Source organism: Rhodoferax sp. GW822-FHT04A08 (assembly GCF_058801025.1).
The window spans coordinates 110,178-123,600 of record NZ_JBXAMW010000007.1 but is presented as its reverse complement, the minus strand read 5'-3'; the positions used below and the strand labels follow the sequence as shown (position 1 = coordinate 123,600).

Genomic DNA, 13,423 nt, shown 5'->3' with positions numbered 1-13,423 from the left:
TCCAAAACTACAAATCCAGCACCAGCGAACCCGATGGACGCGCGCAGCAGAGCAGGACATGATGGGCTGGCGGTTCATCGAGCGGTTCTTCGAAGTAGTTGATCTGGCCGTCCAGCAGGCCGGTGCAACAGGTTCCACACACGCCAGCGCGACAACTGAAATCTGGTGTGAGACCGACACTTTCGGCAAATTCCAATAGTGACCGTGCGTCGGAGCTCCATGGGGCGGTACGCCCACTTTTTCTGAAATGGATCTGGATGCCCGCGTCGCATGCAGCGGCCGTACTCACCGCCGGAGCCGTTGCTTGGGGTTGCGTTGCAAGGTCCTGCTCCAGCACCGTGGCGGGCCCGAAAAATTCATAGGCAATGCGTTTCCTGGCTACGCCCAGGCTGCGCACCAGTGCGTACACGGCCTGCATGAAAGGGGGCGGCCCGCACAGATAGAAATCGTAGTCATCCAGGTGCAACAGCCTTTGCAGCAGTGCTCGCGTTATCACGCCCTCGTCATGGTGCCGCGCCGTGGCACTATCCGCAGCCGTGGGGAATCGGTAGACGAAATGGCTTGTAATGCCGTTGCGCGACGCTGCCAGTTCACGCACCTCATCACCCAGCGCATGGACCGATCCGTTGTCACAGGCGTGCACAAACACCACGCGCCGTTCGCTCTGCCTGGCCAGCGCATGCAACATGGACACCAGGGGCGTGAGTCCTACGCCACCGCTGAGCAATACCACCGGCCTGTTGCTTGCGCGGTCCAACACGAACTCGCCCCGCGGGCCCTCAGCCATCAGGACATCACCCACTTGCACATGGTCATGCAGATAGCAGGAAGCCAAGCCATCCGGTACCCCAGGCTGGCTAGCGGCCTCACGCTTCACCGAGATGCGGTAGTGCCCAACTTGTCCCGGCGCACAGGACACGCTGTAGTTTCTCAGCACGGACTGTCCGTCTGACTGCCCCGGGATTTTGAACACCAGGAACTGGCCGGGCTCGAAATGGCGCCAGTCCCCTTCGTCCACCGGATTCAGGTGAAACGAGGTGATGGTGTCACTTTCACGAATCTTTGCGCTGACCCTCAGCGGACGAAAACCGCGGCTGCTGGCCGTCTGCGCCACCATCACTCACGCAGCCAATGACAAGCGCGCATTTTCAGCGTCGATCAGCTGCGCCAGTTTGCGTCGGAAGCGCATTGGGCCGACGTCGATATGCAGATCGATGTTGGGCGCGGTCTTTTCTGCCATGCCCTTGTGCACCGCCTGCAGAATGACGCGGTCCTCGCTGAAGGCCTGGCGCACCGACTCGGCAAACTGGCGCGAAACCTCGGCATCGTTGGGTGCGAAGTTACGCATCTGGAACCAGAAATAGCGCGTCGTGTTTTCGTCAATGGGCGTCATGAAGTTGTAGCTGTCCATGTGGAACAGGTCCGGGTGTGCAGCACGCCCCTCACCGCCATGGCCAGCCGGCGTGAAGATGGCCCTGATCAACGCCAGGCAGGGGAAACGCACTTCGTACTGCTGCTTGCGGTCGCAGTTGCCCTTGAACTTCAGAAAGGGTACATAGAACGGTGCGGGCTCCGTGTCCATCATCCACCGCGATACCGTGACACCGTTGTCCGCCACCGTGGTCTGCAGCGGTGTGTCCTCGCACGCAGCGCCAGCAAACGATGTCTGATGCACCCAGGACACGTGTGACGGGTCCAGGAGGTTGTCCGTCATGTACAAGTAGTTGCAGGCAATGGTCATGCCGTCGCCTTGGTTCATGCCCCAGGCCGGATCGCCCCAGTGCTCCACCGCAAAGATGTCCGCAGGGTTGGCCTTGTCTGCCTCACCCATCCAGATCCACAGCAATCCAAACCGTTCTTCTATCGGATAGGAACGCACCACTGCTGCCTTGGGGATGTTGCTGGCGCCCGGCACCTTGACGCATTGCCCGCTGCAATCAAAGGTCAGGCCGTGGTAGCCGCATTCGATATGGTCGCCCTTGATGCGCCCCAGCGACAGCGGCAGCTTGCGGTGCGGGCATGCGTCTTCGAGCGCTGCAGGCGTTTTGTCCGACTTGCGGTACAGCGCCACTTTGTCGCCCAGGATCGTGAGGGGCAGAGGCGCGTCGGTCAGCTCTCTATCCCAGGCGGCGACATACCAGGCATTGCGTAGAAACATGTGTTTTCCCCAATTGAAGTGAAGTGGTGATCAGCAACGAATTTAGTAGGGGCCCACTGGGAATACAAGTCATTTCCTCTGCAATTTAGTTTAGATAAGCTAAACTGAAAACCATGGCTACCCGCAAGAATCACGCGATCAAATTGCCACCGCTGCGCGCGTTGCAGGCCTTTGAATCCTTGGCCCGCAACGGCAGTGTGGCAGGTGCGGCTGCCGAGATGGGCGTGTCCTCCGGCGCCATCAGCCAGCAGCTGCGCAAGCTGGAGGAGAGCGTGGAGCTGCGTTTGTTCGAGCGCAAGGGCAAAGGCCTGGAGCTCAGCTTCTTCGGTCGTCTGTATCTGACGGAACTGGGTCCCGCCTTTGACCAATTACGGCGTGCCCAGGAAAAACTGCTGCACGCCAAGACCAGCAGCGGCCTGGTGCTGAGTTGCTTGTCGTCCATTGCCACGCGATGGATAGGACCGCAATTGTTCGATTGGCAAGCGGCCCATCCCGAAGCCAAGATCCGCCTGACCGGTGCAGAAACCGAACCGCGTCTGACCGGTGAGTTTGTCGACTTCCGCATCTCCTATGGAAGCGCCGTGCGTGGCTTTGAACACTCCGCGGAGTTGTTCCATGACTGGGCGGTTCCGGTCTGTGCGCCGTCGCTCCTGCATACCCACGCAGTGGCGGAGCCTTCGGATCTGCTGCGTCTACCTTTGATCAACGTAGAGTGGGACAGCAGCTTCGGCAATGCGCCGAGTTGGAAGGAGTGGGCCGCCAGCATTGGTGCAGCCTCCCGTCACCGCACCCCGAGCGAGCTGGCGTATTCGCTGTCCAGCGCAGCCATCGACGCAGCTGTGCATGGCCGCGGCGTGGTACTGGCCCAGGTCTCATTGATAGGCGACGACCTTGCGTCAGGGCGTCTGGTGGCGCCTTTTGATCACCGGGTGCCTCTGGATCAGCCCTACTTCCTGGCATGGGACCGAGCGGTGCTGCAAAAGCCGCATGGGCCGCAGTTCCGATCCTGGCTGCTGGCCATGGGCAAGCGCCAGGCCAAGGCGTCGATTGGTCCCTTGCCCGTCAGGTGAGCGGGCCTTGCTCTTCGGCTCCGCCTGCCTGAATGGTGGGTGAAAAGCGCGCCACCAGCTCATGGCCTTCACCTGGGTACAACAGGTGCACAAAGGTTACCGACTTGCCTTGCAACCAGGTGCTGCGTTCAATGATGAGCCCAGGCGTTCCAACGGCCACCTTCAACAGCTCGGTGAGCTCAGGCCCCACACTGCCCACACGTATGCGGTGCTCAGCGGATGTCCAGGGCACGTGGCCGCGTAACCAGGCCCCCGGCGACTGATCCAGAAAATCTTCCACGTTGGCGCGCGGCACGGTATCCAGATTGATCAGCCGCGACTCCAGGCAGAACGGACGGGAGCCAGCGTAATGCAGGACCTGCATATCCAGCACCAGACCGGGTACCTGCAGGTCCAGCAGCTTCATGTCGGAGCGTGTGCTGCGACGCTTCTTGCGTGACAGGATGTCGTAGCGATAGGGCAGATTCAGCGCTGCCACTTCCGCGCGTATGTCCTGAATGACCAACACAGCCGAGCGGGATTGCGAACGCAGCACCACGGTGCCCGCCTTGCGCTTGCGCTCCACCATATTGGCCTGTGCCAATTGGGTCAGCACCTTGTTGACCGTCATGCGCGAGCATTGGTATTGAATGGCCAGATCGTGCTCGGACGGAATGCGGTAGCCCGGCAACCATTTGCCGGTGAGTATGTTTTGCTCTATCTCGTGCAGTATGCGCTGGTGCAGGGACGAGCTTGGTGCAGCGGTCTTTTCACTCATCTTTCAGACCAGCATGGCGGCGCCACGATCCAGGTAGGTATCGAGAAACTGGTCCAGGCGCGGGTGACGCGGCTTGCCGAACACTTGCTGAGGTGTACCCTCCAGCAGCAGCTTGCCGTGATCGAGAAAGGCAATCTTGTTACCCATGGAGGCGGCAAAACCGATCTCGTGCGACACCACCACCATGGTCATGCCATCGGCCGCCAGGGAACGCATGACATTGAGCACCTCACCGGTCAGCTCCGGGTCCAGTGAAGAGGTCGGTTCGTCAAACAACATGATTTCAGGCTCCAGCGCCAGGGCACGGGCAATGGCTACACGCTGCTGCTGCCCGCCCGACAGCTGCGAAGGGTAGTGGCCAGCGCGGGCTTCAAGGCCCACCTTCCTCAGTTGCACCATGGCACGCTCAGTGGCCTCGGCCGCGGGCATCTTTTTCACCGTCTTGAGCGCTTCGGCCACATTGCCCACGGCGGTCATATGCGGCCAGAGGTTGAACTGCTGGAAGCACATGCCGATCTTGGAGCGTACGCCGCGGATATTTTCAGGACTCATGCGTACACGACCACCTTGGGCCTGTTCCTCAAAGCCCAATGGAGCGCCGTTGATGTGGATGAAGCCGGTCGTGGCCTCTTCCAGGAAGGCCATGCAACGCAACAAGGTACTTTTGCCAGAGCCGGAGGGACCAATCAGGCAGGTGACCTGGCCTGCTTCGATATGGAGATCGATGTTGTGCAGGACTTCTGTCTGGCCAAAGCTCTTGCTCAGGTTCTTGACTGTGATTGCGTGTGTAGCCATGGGGTTGCCAATGATAGGTTGATGCAGGTTGACTTAAGGGTGGGCAAAAGTGAAGCGGGCCAATTTGGTTTCCGCCACACGACCCAGATAGCCGCACAGCTCCACCATGCCCCAGTAGCAGCAAGCCAACAGAAACAGTGCTTCCACGAACGCATATTGTTCCGTGCCTATCGCGCTGATCTTGAAGGTGAGCTCGGGCACTGTGATGATGGACAGGATGGCCGTTTCCTTGAGCAGGATGATGAGCATGTTGACTGCAGCCGGAAGAATGAGCATGGTCATTTCCGGCAACATGATGCGCATCACCACCTGACGCCGTGTCATGCCCAGACACTCGGCGGCCTCAATGTGGCCGCGCGGAATGGCTTCAAAACCCGCGCGGAATATTTCGCTGAAATACGCTGCGCCATAAATCGCCAGACCCAGCAACCCCGCAGGAAACGGATCCAGTGCGATGCCGATGAAGGGGCCACCGTAGTAGAGCAGGAACAGTTGAATCAGAAACGGCGTTCCACGCATCAATTCGACATAAGCCAGCAGAATGCGGCTCAGGAATCTGGGGCCGAAGCGTCGCAGCAGCGCCACGATGAAGCCCAGCACAATCGCCATGAAGGCTCCGCCCAACCAGGCGCTCATGGTGACTCCGGCGGCGCGCGCCAGTTCCGGGGCCAGGGATGCAATCAGGTTCAAATCGAGCTTCATGGCTTGATTCCCCAGCGAAAGGAACGCTCTACATATTGGGCGCCAAATGCCACTGCGCCGCAGATGACCAGGTACAGCAAGCCGGCACAGGCAAACAGCGGCAGCGGCTGAAAGGTGCTGGCCGAGAGATCCTGCGCCATGCGCGAGAGCTCAACCACGCCAACCACCGACACCAGCGAGGACGCCTTGAGAATCAGGATGGCCTCATTGGCAATGGCGGGTAGTGTGGCCCGCAAGGCGATGGGAGTGCGTATGCGCCAGAACTGCTGAAAGGCATTCATGCCCAGCATCTCTGCCGCTTCCAGAAGTCCGCGCGGCACACTGGCAAAGCCACCGCGCAGGTTCTCTGCTTGATAGGCCGCTGTGCAAAGTGTCAGGCCGACTATGGCCGCCACCACGCTAGGGACATTGATGCCCATGGCGGGCAGCAGGTTGTAAATCAGCAGCAGCTGAACCAGCAAGGGAGCTCCGCGAAAGAAGCTGACAAAGGTCTTGCCCGCTAGAGAAACGGCACGGTTGCGTGCCAAGGTGGCCACCGATATCACGGTGCCCAACGCCAAGCCTAAAACAATGGAGACCAGACTGATGAGAATCGTCCACCCACTTGCCTTGACCAGCAACCAGAAAAGATTCAGGGACATGCGAGACCTTTGCCAAACGCGTATCGACGCCCCGACGCTGGACGGGGCCAGGACGCCGGGGTCTATTTTGCAAAAGCCTGTAGCTTAGAAGTTGGCCTGGGTTATTTCGTTGGGCGTGTCGAAGCTATCGCCAAACCACTTCTTCTGGATGCTGGCCAGGCGGCCGTCGGCCTTGATCTTCAGGATGGCAGCGTTCAGGGCGGCGACCAGCTTGTCGGAGTCCGCGTCCTTGCGCCAAATGAAACCAAAGTAGCTCTTGGCACCAAAGGCGGGTTTCACCACTTCAAAGTCGGGGCGCTGCTGGGCCACGAAAGTGATGTTGGTGATGGAGTTGGCAACTGCAACCACGCGGCCGGCGGCCAGGTCGGCATAGGCTTCGTTGTAGCCAGGGTATTCGCGAGCGTCCACCTTGCCAGGCAAGGTGTCACCAAACGCCTTGAGTTGTGCCAGCTGGGCCGTGGCCTTGCCAGCGCCTACGGCCTTGCCAGAAATATCGGCTGGCTTGGTGATCGAAGTTTCACTCTTGCGCTTGAGCAAGGCTACGGTTGCCTCTGCTATCGGAGGGGAGAAACGGAAGCGCGCCATGCGTTCCTTGGTAATGGTGGCTGGGCCAGCGACCACGTCAAACTTGCCGGCTTCCAGACCGGGGAAGACACCCTCCCATGGCAGCAGCACCCATTCCAGCTTCACGCCCATTTCCTTGGCGATTTCGGCAAACAGGTCCATGTTCATGCCCACGTGTTCACCGTCCTTGATGAAGTCGAACGGAGCAAAGGCGGTTTCCGTACCCACCTTGAGCACACCTGCAGCCTTGACGCGCGACAGTGCGTCTTGGGCATATGCGCCCAGAGAAGCCAACGCGATGACCGCGCAAGCCGCCGATTTGAAAAAGAAACGTTTCGTCATGGATGACTCCAATTGAGGGTTGGGAAGTGATGCTGCCAACTGCCAGCATCGCGGGCTATTTGCCTATACATATTAAATCATCGACCATCACGCAAAAACTAAGGGTTTACCCTAATTCCGTCTTAAATTTACATGCGCAGAACTGGTGCACGTGCACTGGATTGGTGGGCCAATACGACGGGATATGGTGCATTACACAAGCTGCGGTCCATTCCTGTCTGTAGGTGGATGTCCTTGCATTCTTTCATATTTGTCTATACATTATGAAAAATGCAATACGCAATGGATAACACCGCCGCTCCCGCAACAACCGCCGAGAAAAGCCATTCATGACCACCACCATCACACTCAAGCCAGGCCATGTGGACCTGTACACACTGCGCCAGATTGAAGCTGGAAATGTTCTCCTGGCGCTGGACCCCGCTGCGCGGGAAGACATGCTGAAGTCGCAGGCTGCGGTGCAAAAAATTGTGGACAGCGGTGACGTGGTCTACGGCATCAACACCGGCTTTGGCAAGCTGGCGCAGACCATCATTCCCTCCGAGCGTCTGGCAGAACTGCAGCGCAATCTGGTGCTGTCGCACAGCGTGGGCACCGGCGAGAGTCTGGCACCTGGCGTGGTGCGCATGGTGCTGGCCACCAAGGCAGTGAGTCTGGCGCGTGGGCACTCGGGCGCGCGACCGGAGCTGGTCGACGCCCTGTTGGCCTTGTTCAATGCGAATGTGTTGCCACGCATCCCGGCCAAGGGCTCGGTAGGTGCGTCGGGTGACCTTGCGCCCCTGGCCCATATGGCCTGCGTACTGATTGGCGAAGGGGAGGCCACGGCGCCCGACGGCAGCGTGATCAGTGGCAAGGAGGCCATGCAGCGCATTGGCTTTGCACCGTTTGTGTTGGGCCACAAAGAAGGCCTGGCGCTGCTCAACGGCACGCAGGTGTCCACCTCCCTGGCATTGTCCGGACTGTTTGGTGCCGAGACGGTTTTTGCGGCGGGTCTGATGGCCGGAGCCCTGTCATTGGAAGCCATACAGGGATCGGTCAAACCGCTGGATGCCCGCATCCACACGGCGCGCGGCCAGGCTGGCCAAGTCGCTGTGGCGGCTGCGCTGCGCACGCTACTAGATGGCAGCGGCATCGTGGCTTCCCACGCCCATTGCGGGCGTGTGCAAGACCCCTACTCCATACGCTGCGTGCCGCAGGTGATGGGTGCCTGCCTGGACAACCTGTGCCATGCGGCCCGCGTGTTGCAGGTGGAGGCCAATGCCGCGTCGGACAACCCATTGGTGTTTGCAGACAACGGCGACGTCATATCCGGCGGCAATTTCCATGCAGAACCCGTTGCCTTCGCCTCTGACATCATTGCGCTGGCAGTAAGTGAAGTGGGTGCGATTTCCGAACGCCGCATGGCCCTGCTGTTGGACAGCGGTCTGTCAGGTTTGCCACCCTTCCTGGTGCGCGACGGGGGTGTCAATTCCGGCTTCATGATTGCCCAGGTCACCGCCGCAGCACTCGCCTCGGAAAACAAATCGCTGGCCCACCCCGCCAGTGTGGACAGTCTGCCAACCTCGGCCAACCAGGAAGACCATGTCTCCATGGCCACGTTTGCGGCCCGCCGTCTGGGCGACATGGTGAACAACACGGCAGTCGTAGTGGGTATAGAGACAATGGCCGCAGCACAGGGCATTGAACTCAGGCGCGGCCCGAAAAGCTCGGACCTGGTGGAGGCCGAATTTGCTCGCATCCGCAGCCAGGTGGCGTTCATTGAGCAGGACCGCTTTCTGGCAACCGATGTGGAGGCCATGCGCCTGTGGGCGCTGAGCCGCAAGTGGGCGGCCCCCCTGCAACGACTTTTACCTAGCTATGCCGCAGCCGAGCACGTGGGTGCCTGCCTGATGGCCCTGACCGCCGCGCTGGGTGCTGACGCCGTTCTGCTGGGCGAGGCGATCGACCGGCACTATCAAACGGACTGGAGCGGCGGCGCAAGCGTGCAGCCACTGGCGGTGTTGCGACCCAGCGGGACCGAGCAGGTGGCCACTGCCATGCGCATCTGTCACCACTACCACGTAGCTGTGGTGCCCCAGGGCGGCATGACCGGCCTGGCCGGAGGCGCCATACCCAGCGCCAACGCTGTGGCACTGTCGCTGGAACGCTGCACTGCGCTGGAGCCCGTCGACATGTCGGAGGCCACATTGACCGTGGGTGCGGGCGCGACCTTGCAGGCCGTGCAGGAAGCCGCACTGTCAGCAGGCTTTGTGTTTGGTGTGGACCTGGGCGCGCGCGGCTCCTGCCAGATCGGCGGCAACCTGGCCACCAATGCGGGAGGCAACGGCGTGGTGCAGTACGGCATGATGCGTGAACAAGCGCTAGGCCTGGAAGTGGTTTTGGCGGACGGCAGCGTGCTGTCCATGCTGCGCCCCATGCGCAAGAACAACACGGGTTATGACCTCAAGCAATGGTTCATAGGCTCGGAAGGCACGCTGGGCATCATTACCCGCGCCACGCTGCAGTTGCGTCCCGCACCGCAGGCCAAATGCACCGCCTTGCTGGGGCTTCACGACTATGCCAGCGCCATCCGTGTGCTACGCCATATGCAGTCCCATTTCCCCGGTGCACTGGCTGCCTTTGAACTGATGTGGGAAGACTTTTATGCCACCGTGCTGCAGTGGCACCAGACTGCTTCTCCCTTTGCTCAAACGTATCCGCTGTGGGTGTTGATCGAGGTGACCGGCGCAGAGGAAACCGCATTGACAGAAGCCTTGCAGGAAACCTTGAGCCAGGCCATGGAGCAGGGTGATGTGGCCGATGTGGTGATTGCCCAATCGCAGACACAGGCGCGTGCTCTCTGGCATATCCGTGAGGCCACCGCCGAATTCCTGACCCATATGGTGCCGATCAGCTTCGATATCAGCTTGCCGGTGCATCACATCGGTGACTACGCAGAGGAATGCCAGCGGGCACTGAGCCAACAATGGCCCCTGCACAAGACCCTGCGCTTTGGCCATCTGGGCGATGGCAATCTGCATCTGACCACCGATGCCAATTCCCTGGACCCCGCGACAGACAAGGCAACGCTGATCCGATCTGTGGAAGAAATCGTTTACGGACTTCTGGCCGCACGCGGTGGCAGCATCTCTGCCGAGCACGGCATTGGCACCCACAAAAAAGACTTCCTCGCTGTCAGCCGCACGCCGCAGGAACTCGCCGCCATGCGCGCCGTCAAGCAGGCACTGGACCCGCTCAACCTGCTCAATCCGGGCAAGGTGTTTGATCCTCTTTTCGATTCGAAAGTACTGCCAGCATGAATGCGATTGCCGACCAGCTCACCCAACTCGCCCGCCCGGAAGTGCGGACACTACCTGCCTACAACGCGGGCCTTTCATCCGAGGTGGTGCGCCAACGTTATGGCGTGAGCCATGTGGCCCGCCTGGGCAGCAATGAAAACCCCTTTGGTCCCAGCCCCGCCGTGGGTGCGGCCTTGGCCAATATGGCGCAAAGCGCGGGACTCTATCCGGATGCCAATTGCCGCGCCCTGCGCAGCGCCATAGCACAGCGCTGCGGCGCTTTGGCCGATGCCGTGGTGGTGGGCAATGGCTCCGAAAATTTGCTGGAAGTGTTGTGCCAGGCCTTTCTGTCACCGGGTGATCGTGTGGTCACCCTGATTCCGTCATTTGGCCTGCATGACATCTATCCCCGCATGATGGGTGCGAGCGTGCAGATGGTGCCGGTCACCGAGGCAATGGAGTTTGACGTGGATGCCTGGTGCCTGGCACTGGCCACAGGACCGTCACCCAAGCTGGCGATTCTGAGCAACCCGTCCAACCCGGTGGGTTGCATGCTGGACACGCAGGCATTCGAGCGCATTGTTGCTGCCACGCCCGCCGACACCGTGCTGGTGGTCGACGAGGCCTACTACGAATACGCCAGGCTGAGTCCGGGCTATGCAGACGCATTGGCCACTTTGCGCAAGCAGTCGCGCCCATGGATTGTGTTGCGCACGTTTTCCAAGGCCTGGGGATTGGCCGGTCTGCGGGTGGGCTATGGCATTGCTTCAGACATATTCCTGGTGCAGATACTGGACCGCATCCGCACCCCATTCAATGTGAACTATGCCGCACAAACCGCAGCATTGGCGGCCTGGAACGACCCCGACCACATGGAGATGAGTGTGCGCGATGCCGTTGGACAGCGCGACACATTGGCCGAAGCCCTGCGTACCCTGGGCCTCTTTGTTGCACCATCAGCTGCCAACTTTCTGTTTGTGAATCTGCATCGCCCCAATGGCCCGGTAGCGGAGGCCCTGCTTGCCCGCGGCATCATCGTGAAGCCTTGGAAGGAGAAAGGATACGAACACTTCATTCGTGTCTCCATCGGAAGTGCCCTGGACAATGCCTTGTTTCTTCAGGCCATGCAGGACATTCTTGGCGACTCTTGATTGCCCAGTGCCCTGCGCACCAAAGTATCCAGATCAGCATCTCTCTGAAAGCCTGCACGCTGCGCTTGTGCCGTAACCAAAGGTGGAAACCGGCCGAACAACGCCTCGATCCGAGGATCGGGCTCGTAATGAACCAGATCTTGCGCTGCACATCCGTAGACTCTTGCCACTGCATTCACCAAAGCAGCCATGGTGAAGCAGAGCGTCGGCAGCGTCACCGTCCTACCGTTGTCCAGCAGATGACCATCCAGTGCCGCCGCATGCACTAACTGCTCCACCACACAAGGAAGCGACGACGCCCACGTGCTTGCCCGTGGCGACATGGGGCAGACAAAGGGACGTCCTGCTGCCAGCTCGCGGATCATGTCGCTCAGGAACGCCGATAGCTGACCCGTACGCGCCGGCGGGCGGGCCAGCACCCCGGGCAGGCGCACGCTGCGCCCGTCCACCCAGCCGCGCCGGGAAAAGTCGCTCACCAGAAGCTCACCGATCAGCTTCTGGTAGCCATAGGTCATCCGCGGAAGTGTCGGCATGCTGTCGTTGACTTCCGCAGACATGGTGCCGAACACGGCAATCGAACTGGCAAACACCAACACCGGTGGCGCGCCGCCGCGCTCCACCTGCAGCCTCCCCATTTCCAGCAAGGTCTGTGTGGCCTCCAGATTCACACGCTTGGCCAGCGCATAGTCGCTCTCGGCCGCGCCACCCGGGATGCTGGCCAGATGAAACACCACGTCCATGGCGCACGTACCTAGCACGGAGCGCATCCAGTCGGCGTCACCTATATCACCCGCGAGCTGACGAACGCCGTCGGCCGGAGGTTGCGCAAACGCCAGATCCAGCAGGGTGATGTGGCCTATTGCGCGCTGTCCCAACTTACGTTCGCTGATCAGGCGCTGCGCCAACGCCCGCCCCACGAAACCCGCAGCCCCGGTGATGATGACGTGCATGGAGTTTGCTCTCAAGAAGGTTGAACCACCCGCTGCTCAATCACTCCGAACGGGCCCTCACGTTCATCATCAAAGCGCGCCTGCATACGTACCCGATCACCAAAACGCATGAAACCGGTGCGGATCTCGCCCAAGTCAATCTTCTCGATCACGCGGCGCTCGGCAATGCACGCAGAGCCCGCCGCACGTGACACGTTGGACACCGTGCCGGAACCCAGGATGCTGCCTGCGGTCAGCTTGCGACTGCGCGCCGCATGCGCCAACAACGCACCGAACGAGAAATTCATCTCACCCCCGTTGGGCTGGCCAAATTGCTCACCATTCCACTGCACGTGCAAGGGCATGTGCACACGCCCATCGCGCCACGCATCACCAAGCTCATCCGGCGTAACCGCTACCGGCGCGAACGCGGTGGAAGGCTTGGCCTGCAGAAAGCCGAACCCCGTTTTCATCTCGCGCGGCCCCAGGGCACGCAGGCTCCAGTCGTTGATCTGCACCACCAGCCGAACGCACGCCAGCGCCTGCGCGGCTGTGGCCGACATAGGTACCTCGCCCACCACCACACCAAACTCGCCTTCAAAGTCGATACCGTCATCTTCGCTTGGCAGGGGCACATCGTCTTCGGGTCCTAGGAAATCATCACTGGCGCCCTGGTACATCACCGGGATGGTGTCGAAGTCCGGAATCGGCGGCGTGTTGAATGCCTGCTCCATCAGGTGGCCATGGTTCAGGAAGGCAGAGGCGTCCAGCCATTGTGGGCTGCGTGGCAGCGGCGCAGCGCAAGCTGCCGCCTGGAACGCAGTTGTGCCTTGCAGGTTCCCTGCGTTCAAGGCGTCATAACACTGCTGCAGGGCCGGTGCCACTGCATCCCAGCGCTGGATGGCTTCCAGCAGATTGCCCGCCAGGTCGGGGACTGCTGCAACACAGCTTCCGTCGCGCGAAACCAGCACCAGTTGTCCGTCAGGTGTGCCATTTTTAAGCGATGCAAATTTCATGGATTCATTCTCTTGTTCTG

12 protein-coding genes and 1 pseudogene are annotated in these 13,423 nt (G+C 60.5%); 4 read left to right on the top strand and 9 right to left on the bottom strand.

What is annotated here, in order from left to right:
• Nucleotides 1-7 precede the first annotated feature (7 nt).
• Both AC1RMF_RS15105 and AC1RMF_RS15100 read right to left on the bottom strand, forming a co-directional pair.
• Nucleotides 8-1,117: an FAD-binding oxidoreductase gene (locus AC1RMF_RS15105; protein WP_342620150.1), complete on the bottom strand. Its 1,110-nt coding sequence runs from the start codon at nt 1,115-1,117 to the stop codon at nt 8-10.
• Between the two features lie 3 nt (nt 1,118-1,120).
• Nucleotides 1,121-2,158 (bottom strand): aromatic ring-hydroxylating dioxygenase subunit alpha, encoded by a 1,038-nt coding sequence (locus tag AC1RMF_RS15100; protein ID WP_342620149.1) that lies wholly within the window; start codon nt 2,156-2,158, stop codon nt 1,121-1,123.
• Nucleotides 2,159-2,271: 113 nt separating this feature from the next.
• On the opposite strand from AC1RMF_RS15100, the gene AC1RMF_RS15095 reads away from it, so the two are divergent.
• Complete coding sequence (locus AC1RMF_RS15095) at nt 2,272-3,228, top strand: LysR substrate-binding domain-containing protein (RefSeq protein ID WP_342620148.1); 957 nt, start codon at nt 2,272-2,274, stop codon at nt 3,226-3,228.
• Here AC1RMF_RS15095 and hutC read toward each other — a convergent pair.
• From hutC to AC1RMF_RS15070, 5 genes are all read right to left on the bottom strand, one after another.
• Entirely contained in the window at nt 3,221-3,985 is a 765-nt protein-coding gene (hutC, locus tag AC1RMF_RS15090) for a histidine utilization transcriptional repressor HutC (protein ID WP_342620147.1), read from the bottom strand. The two genes, AC1RMF_RS15095 and hutC, sit on opposite strands and share 8 nt — an antisense overlap.
• 3 nt (nt 3,986-3,988) lie before the next feature.
• The gene (locus AC1RMF_RS15085) at nt 3,989-4,780 is read right to left on the bottom strand and encodes an amino acid ABC transporter ATP-binding protein (protein ID WP_342620146.1); all 792 of its coding nucleotides are present in this window, start codon (nt 4,778-4,780) and stop codon (nt 3,989-3,991) included.
• 33 nt (nt 4,781-4,813) lie between these two features.
• Entirely contained in the window at nt 4,814-5,482 is a 669-nt protein-coding gene (locus tag AC1RMF_RS15080) for an amino acid ABC transporter permease (RefSeq protein ID WP_342620145.1), read from the bottom strand.
• Nucleotides 5,479-6,123, bottom strand: coding sequence for an amino acid ABC transporter permease (locus AC1RMF_RS15075; protein ID WP_342620144.1), 645 nt, complete (start codon nt 6,121-6,123; stop codon nt 5,479-5,481). The genes AC1RMF_RS15080 and AC1RMF_RS15075 overlap by 4 nt, the downstream gene beginning before the upstream one ends.
• A gap of 84 nt (nt 6,124-6,207) precedes the next feature.
• Entirely contained in the window at nt 6,208-7,029 is an 822-nt protein-coding gene (locus tag AC1RMF_RS15070; RefSeq protein ID WP_342620143.1) for a transporter substrate-binding domain-containing protein, read from the bottom strand.
• A 329-nt stretch (nt 7,030-7,358) separates the two neighbouring features.
• Here AC1RMF_RS15070 and hutH point away from each other — a divergent pair.
• The 3 genes and pseudogenes from hutH to AC1RMF_RS15055 form a co-directional block, all read left to right on the top strand.
• Nucleotides 7,359-8,891, top strand: a pseudogene (gene hutH / locus AC1RMF_RS15065) (histidine ammonia-lyase); the annotation flags it as partial.
• 27 nt (nt 8,892-8,918) lie between these two features.
• Nucleotides 8,919-10,328: an FAD-binding oxidoreductase gene (locus AC1RMF_RS15060; protein ID WP_342621062.1), complete on the top strand. Its 1,410-nt coding sequence runs from the start codon at nt 8,919-8,921 to the stop codon at nt 10,326-10,328.
• The gene (locus tag AC1RMF_RS15055) at nt 10,325-11,458 is read left to right on the top strand and encodes a histidinol-phosphate transaminase (RefSeq protein ID WP_342620142.1); all 1,134 of its coding nucleotides are present in this window, start codon (nt 10,325-10,327) and stop codon (nt 11,456-11,458) included. The genes AC1RMF_RS15060 and AC1RMF_RS15055 overlap by 4 nt, the downstream gene beginning before the upstream one ends.
• On the opposite strand, the gene AC1RMF_RS15050 is transcribed toward AC1RMF_RS15055, so the two are convergent.
• A complete protein-coding gene (locus tag AC1RMF_RS15050; protein ID WP_493142466.1) occupies nt 11,425-12,408 on the bottom strand; it encodes an NAD-dependent epimerase/dehydratase family protein in 984 nt (327 codons plus the stop codon). The genes AC1RMF_RS15055 and AC1RMF_RS15050 overlap by 34 nt on opposite strands.
• An 11-nt stretch (nt 12,409-12,419) precedes the next feature.
• Nucleotides 12,420-13,403, bottom strand: a complete 984-nt coding sequence (locus tag AC1RMF_RS15045; RefSeq protein WP_342620140.1) for a fumarylacetoacetate hydrolase family protein — start codon at nt 13,401-13,403, stop codon at nt 12,420-12,422.
• Nucleotides 13,404-13,423: the final 20 nt, after the last annotated feature.

What these genes read in the sequence shown, in the direction of transcription:
- AC1RMF_RS15085 (WP_342620146.1), bottom strand. Translation starts at nt 4,780, where the DNA reads ATGGCTACACACGCAATCACAGTCAAGAACCTGAGCAAGAGCTTTGGC.
- hutC (WP_342620147.1), bottom strand. Translation starts at nt 3,985, where the DNA reads ATGAGTGAAAAGACCGCTGCACCAAGCTCGTCCCTGCACCAGCGCATA.
- AC1RMF_RS15095 (WP_342620148.1), top strand. Translation starts at nt 2,272, where the DNA reads ATGGCTACCCGCAAGAATCACGCGATCAAATTGCCACCGCTGCGCGCG.
- AC1RMF_RS15105 (WP_342620150.1), bottom strand. Translation starts at nt 1,117, where the DNA reads ATGGTGGCGCAGACGGCCAGCAGCCGCGGTTTTCGTCCGCTGAGGGTC.
- AC1RMF_RS15080 (WP_342620145.1), bottom strand. Translation starts at nt 5,482, where the DNA reads ATGAAGCTCGATTTGAACCTGATTGCATCCCTGGCCCCGGAACTGGCG.
- AC1RMF_RS15075 (WP_342620144.1), bottom strand. Translation starts at nt 6,123, where the DNA reads ATGTCCCTGAATCTTTTCTGGTTGCTGGTCAAGGCAAGTGGGTGGACG.
- AC1RMF_RS15055 (WP_342620142.1), top strand. Translation starts at nt 10,325, where the DNA reads ATGAATGCGATTGCCGACCAGCTCACCCAACTCGCCCGCCCGGAAGTG.
- AC1RMF_RS15045 (WP_342620140.1), bottom strand. Translation starts at nt 13,403, where the DNA reads ATGAAATTTGCATCGCTTAAAAATGGCACACCTGACGGACAACTGGTG.
- AC1RMF_RS15060 (WP_342621062.1), top strand. Translation starts at nt 8,919, where the DNA reads ATGGCCCTGACCGCCGCGCTGGGTGCTGACGCCGTTCTGCTGGGCGAG.
- AC1RMF_RS15050 (WP_493142466.1), bottom strand. Translation starts at nt 12,408, where the DNA reads ATGCACGTCATCATCACCGGGGCTGCGGGTTTCGTGGGGCGGGCGTTG.
- AC1RMF_RS15070 (WP_342620143.1), bottom strand. Translation starts at nt 7,029, where the DNA reads ATGACGAAACGTTTCTTTTTCAAATCGGCGGCTTGCGCGGTCATCGCG.
- AC1RMF_RS15100 (WP_342620149.1), bottom strand. Translation starts at nt 2,158, where the DNA reads ATGTTTCTACGCAATGCCTGGTATGTCGCCGCCTGGGATAGAGAGCTG.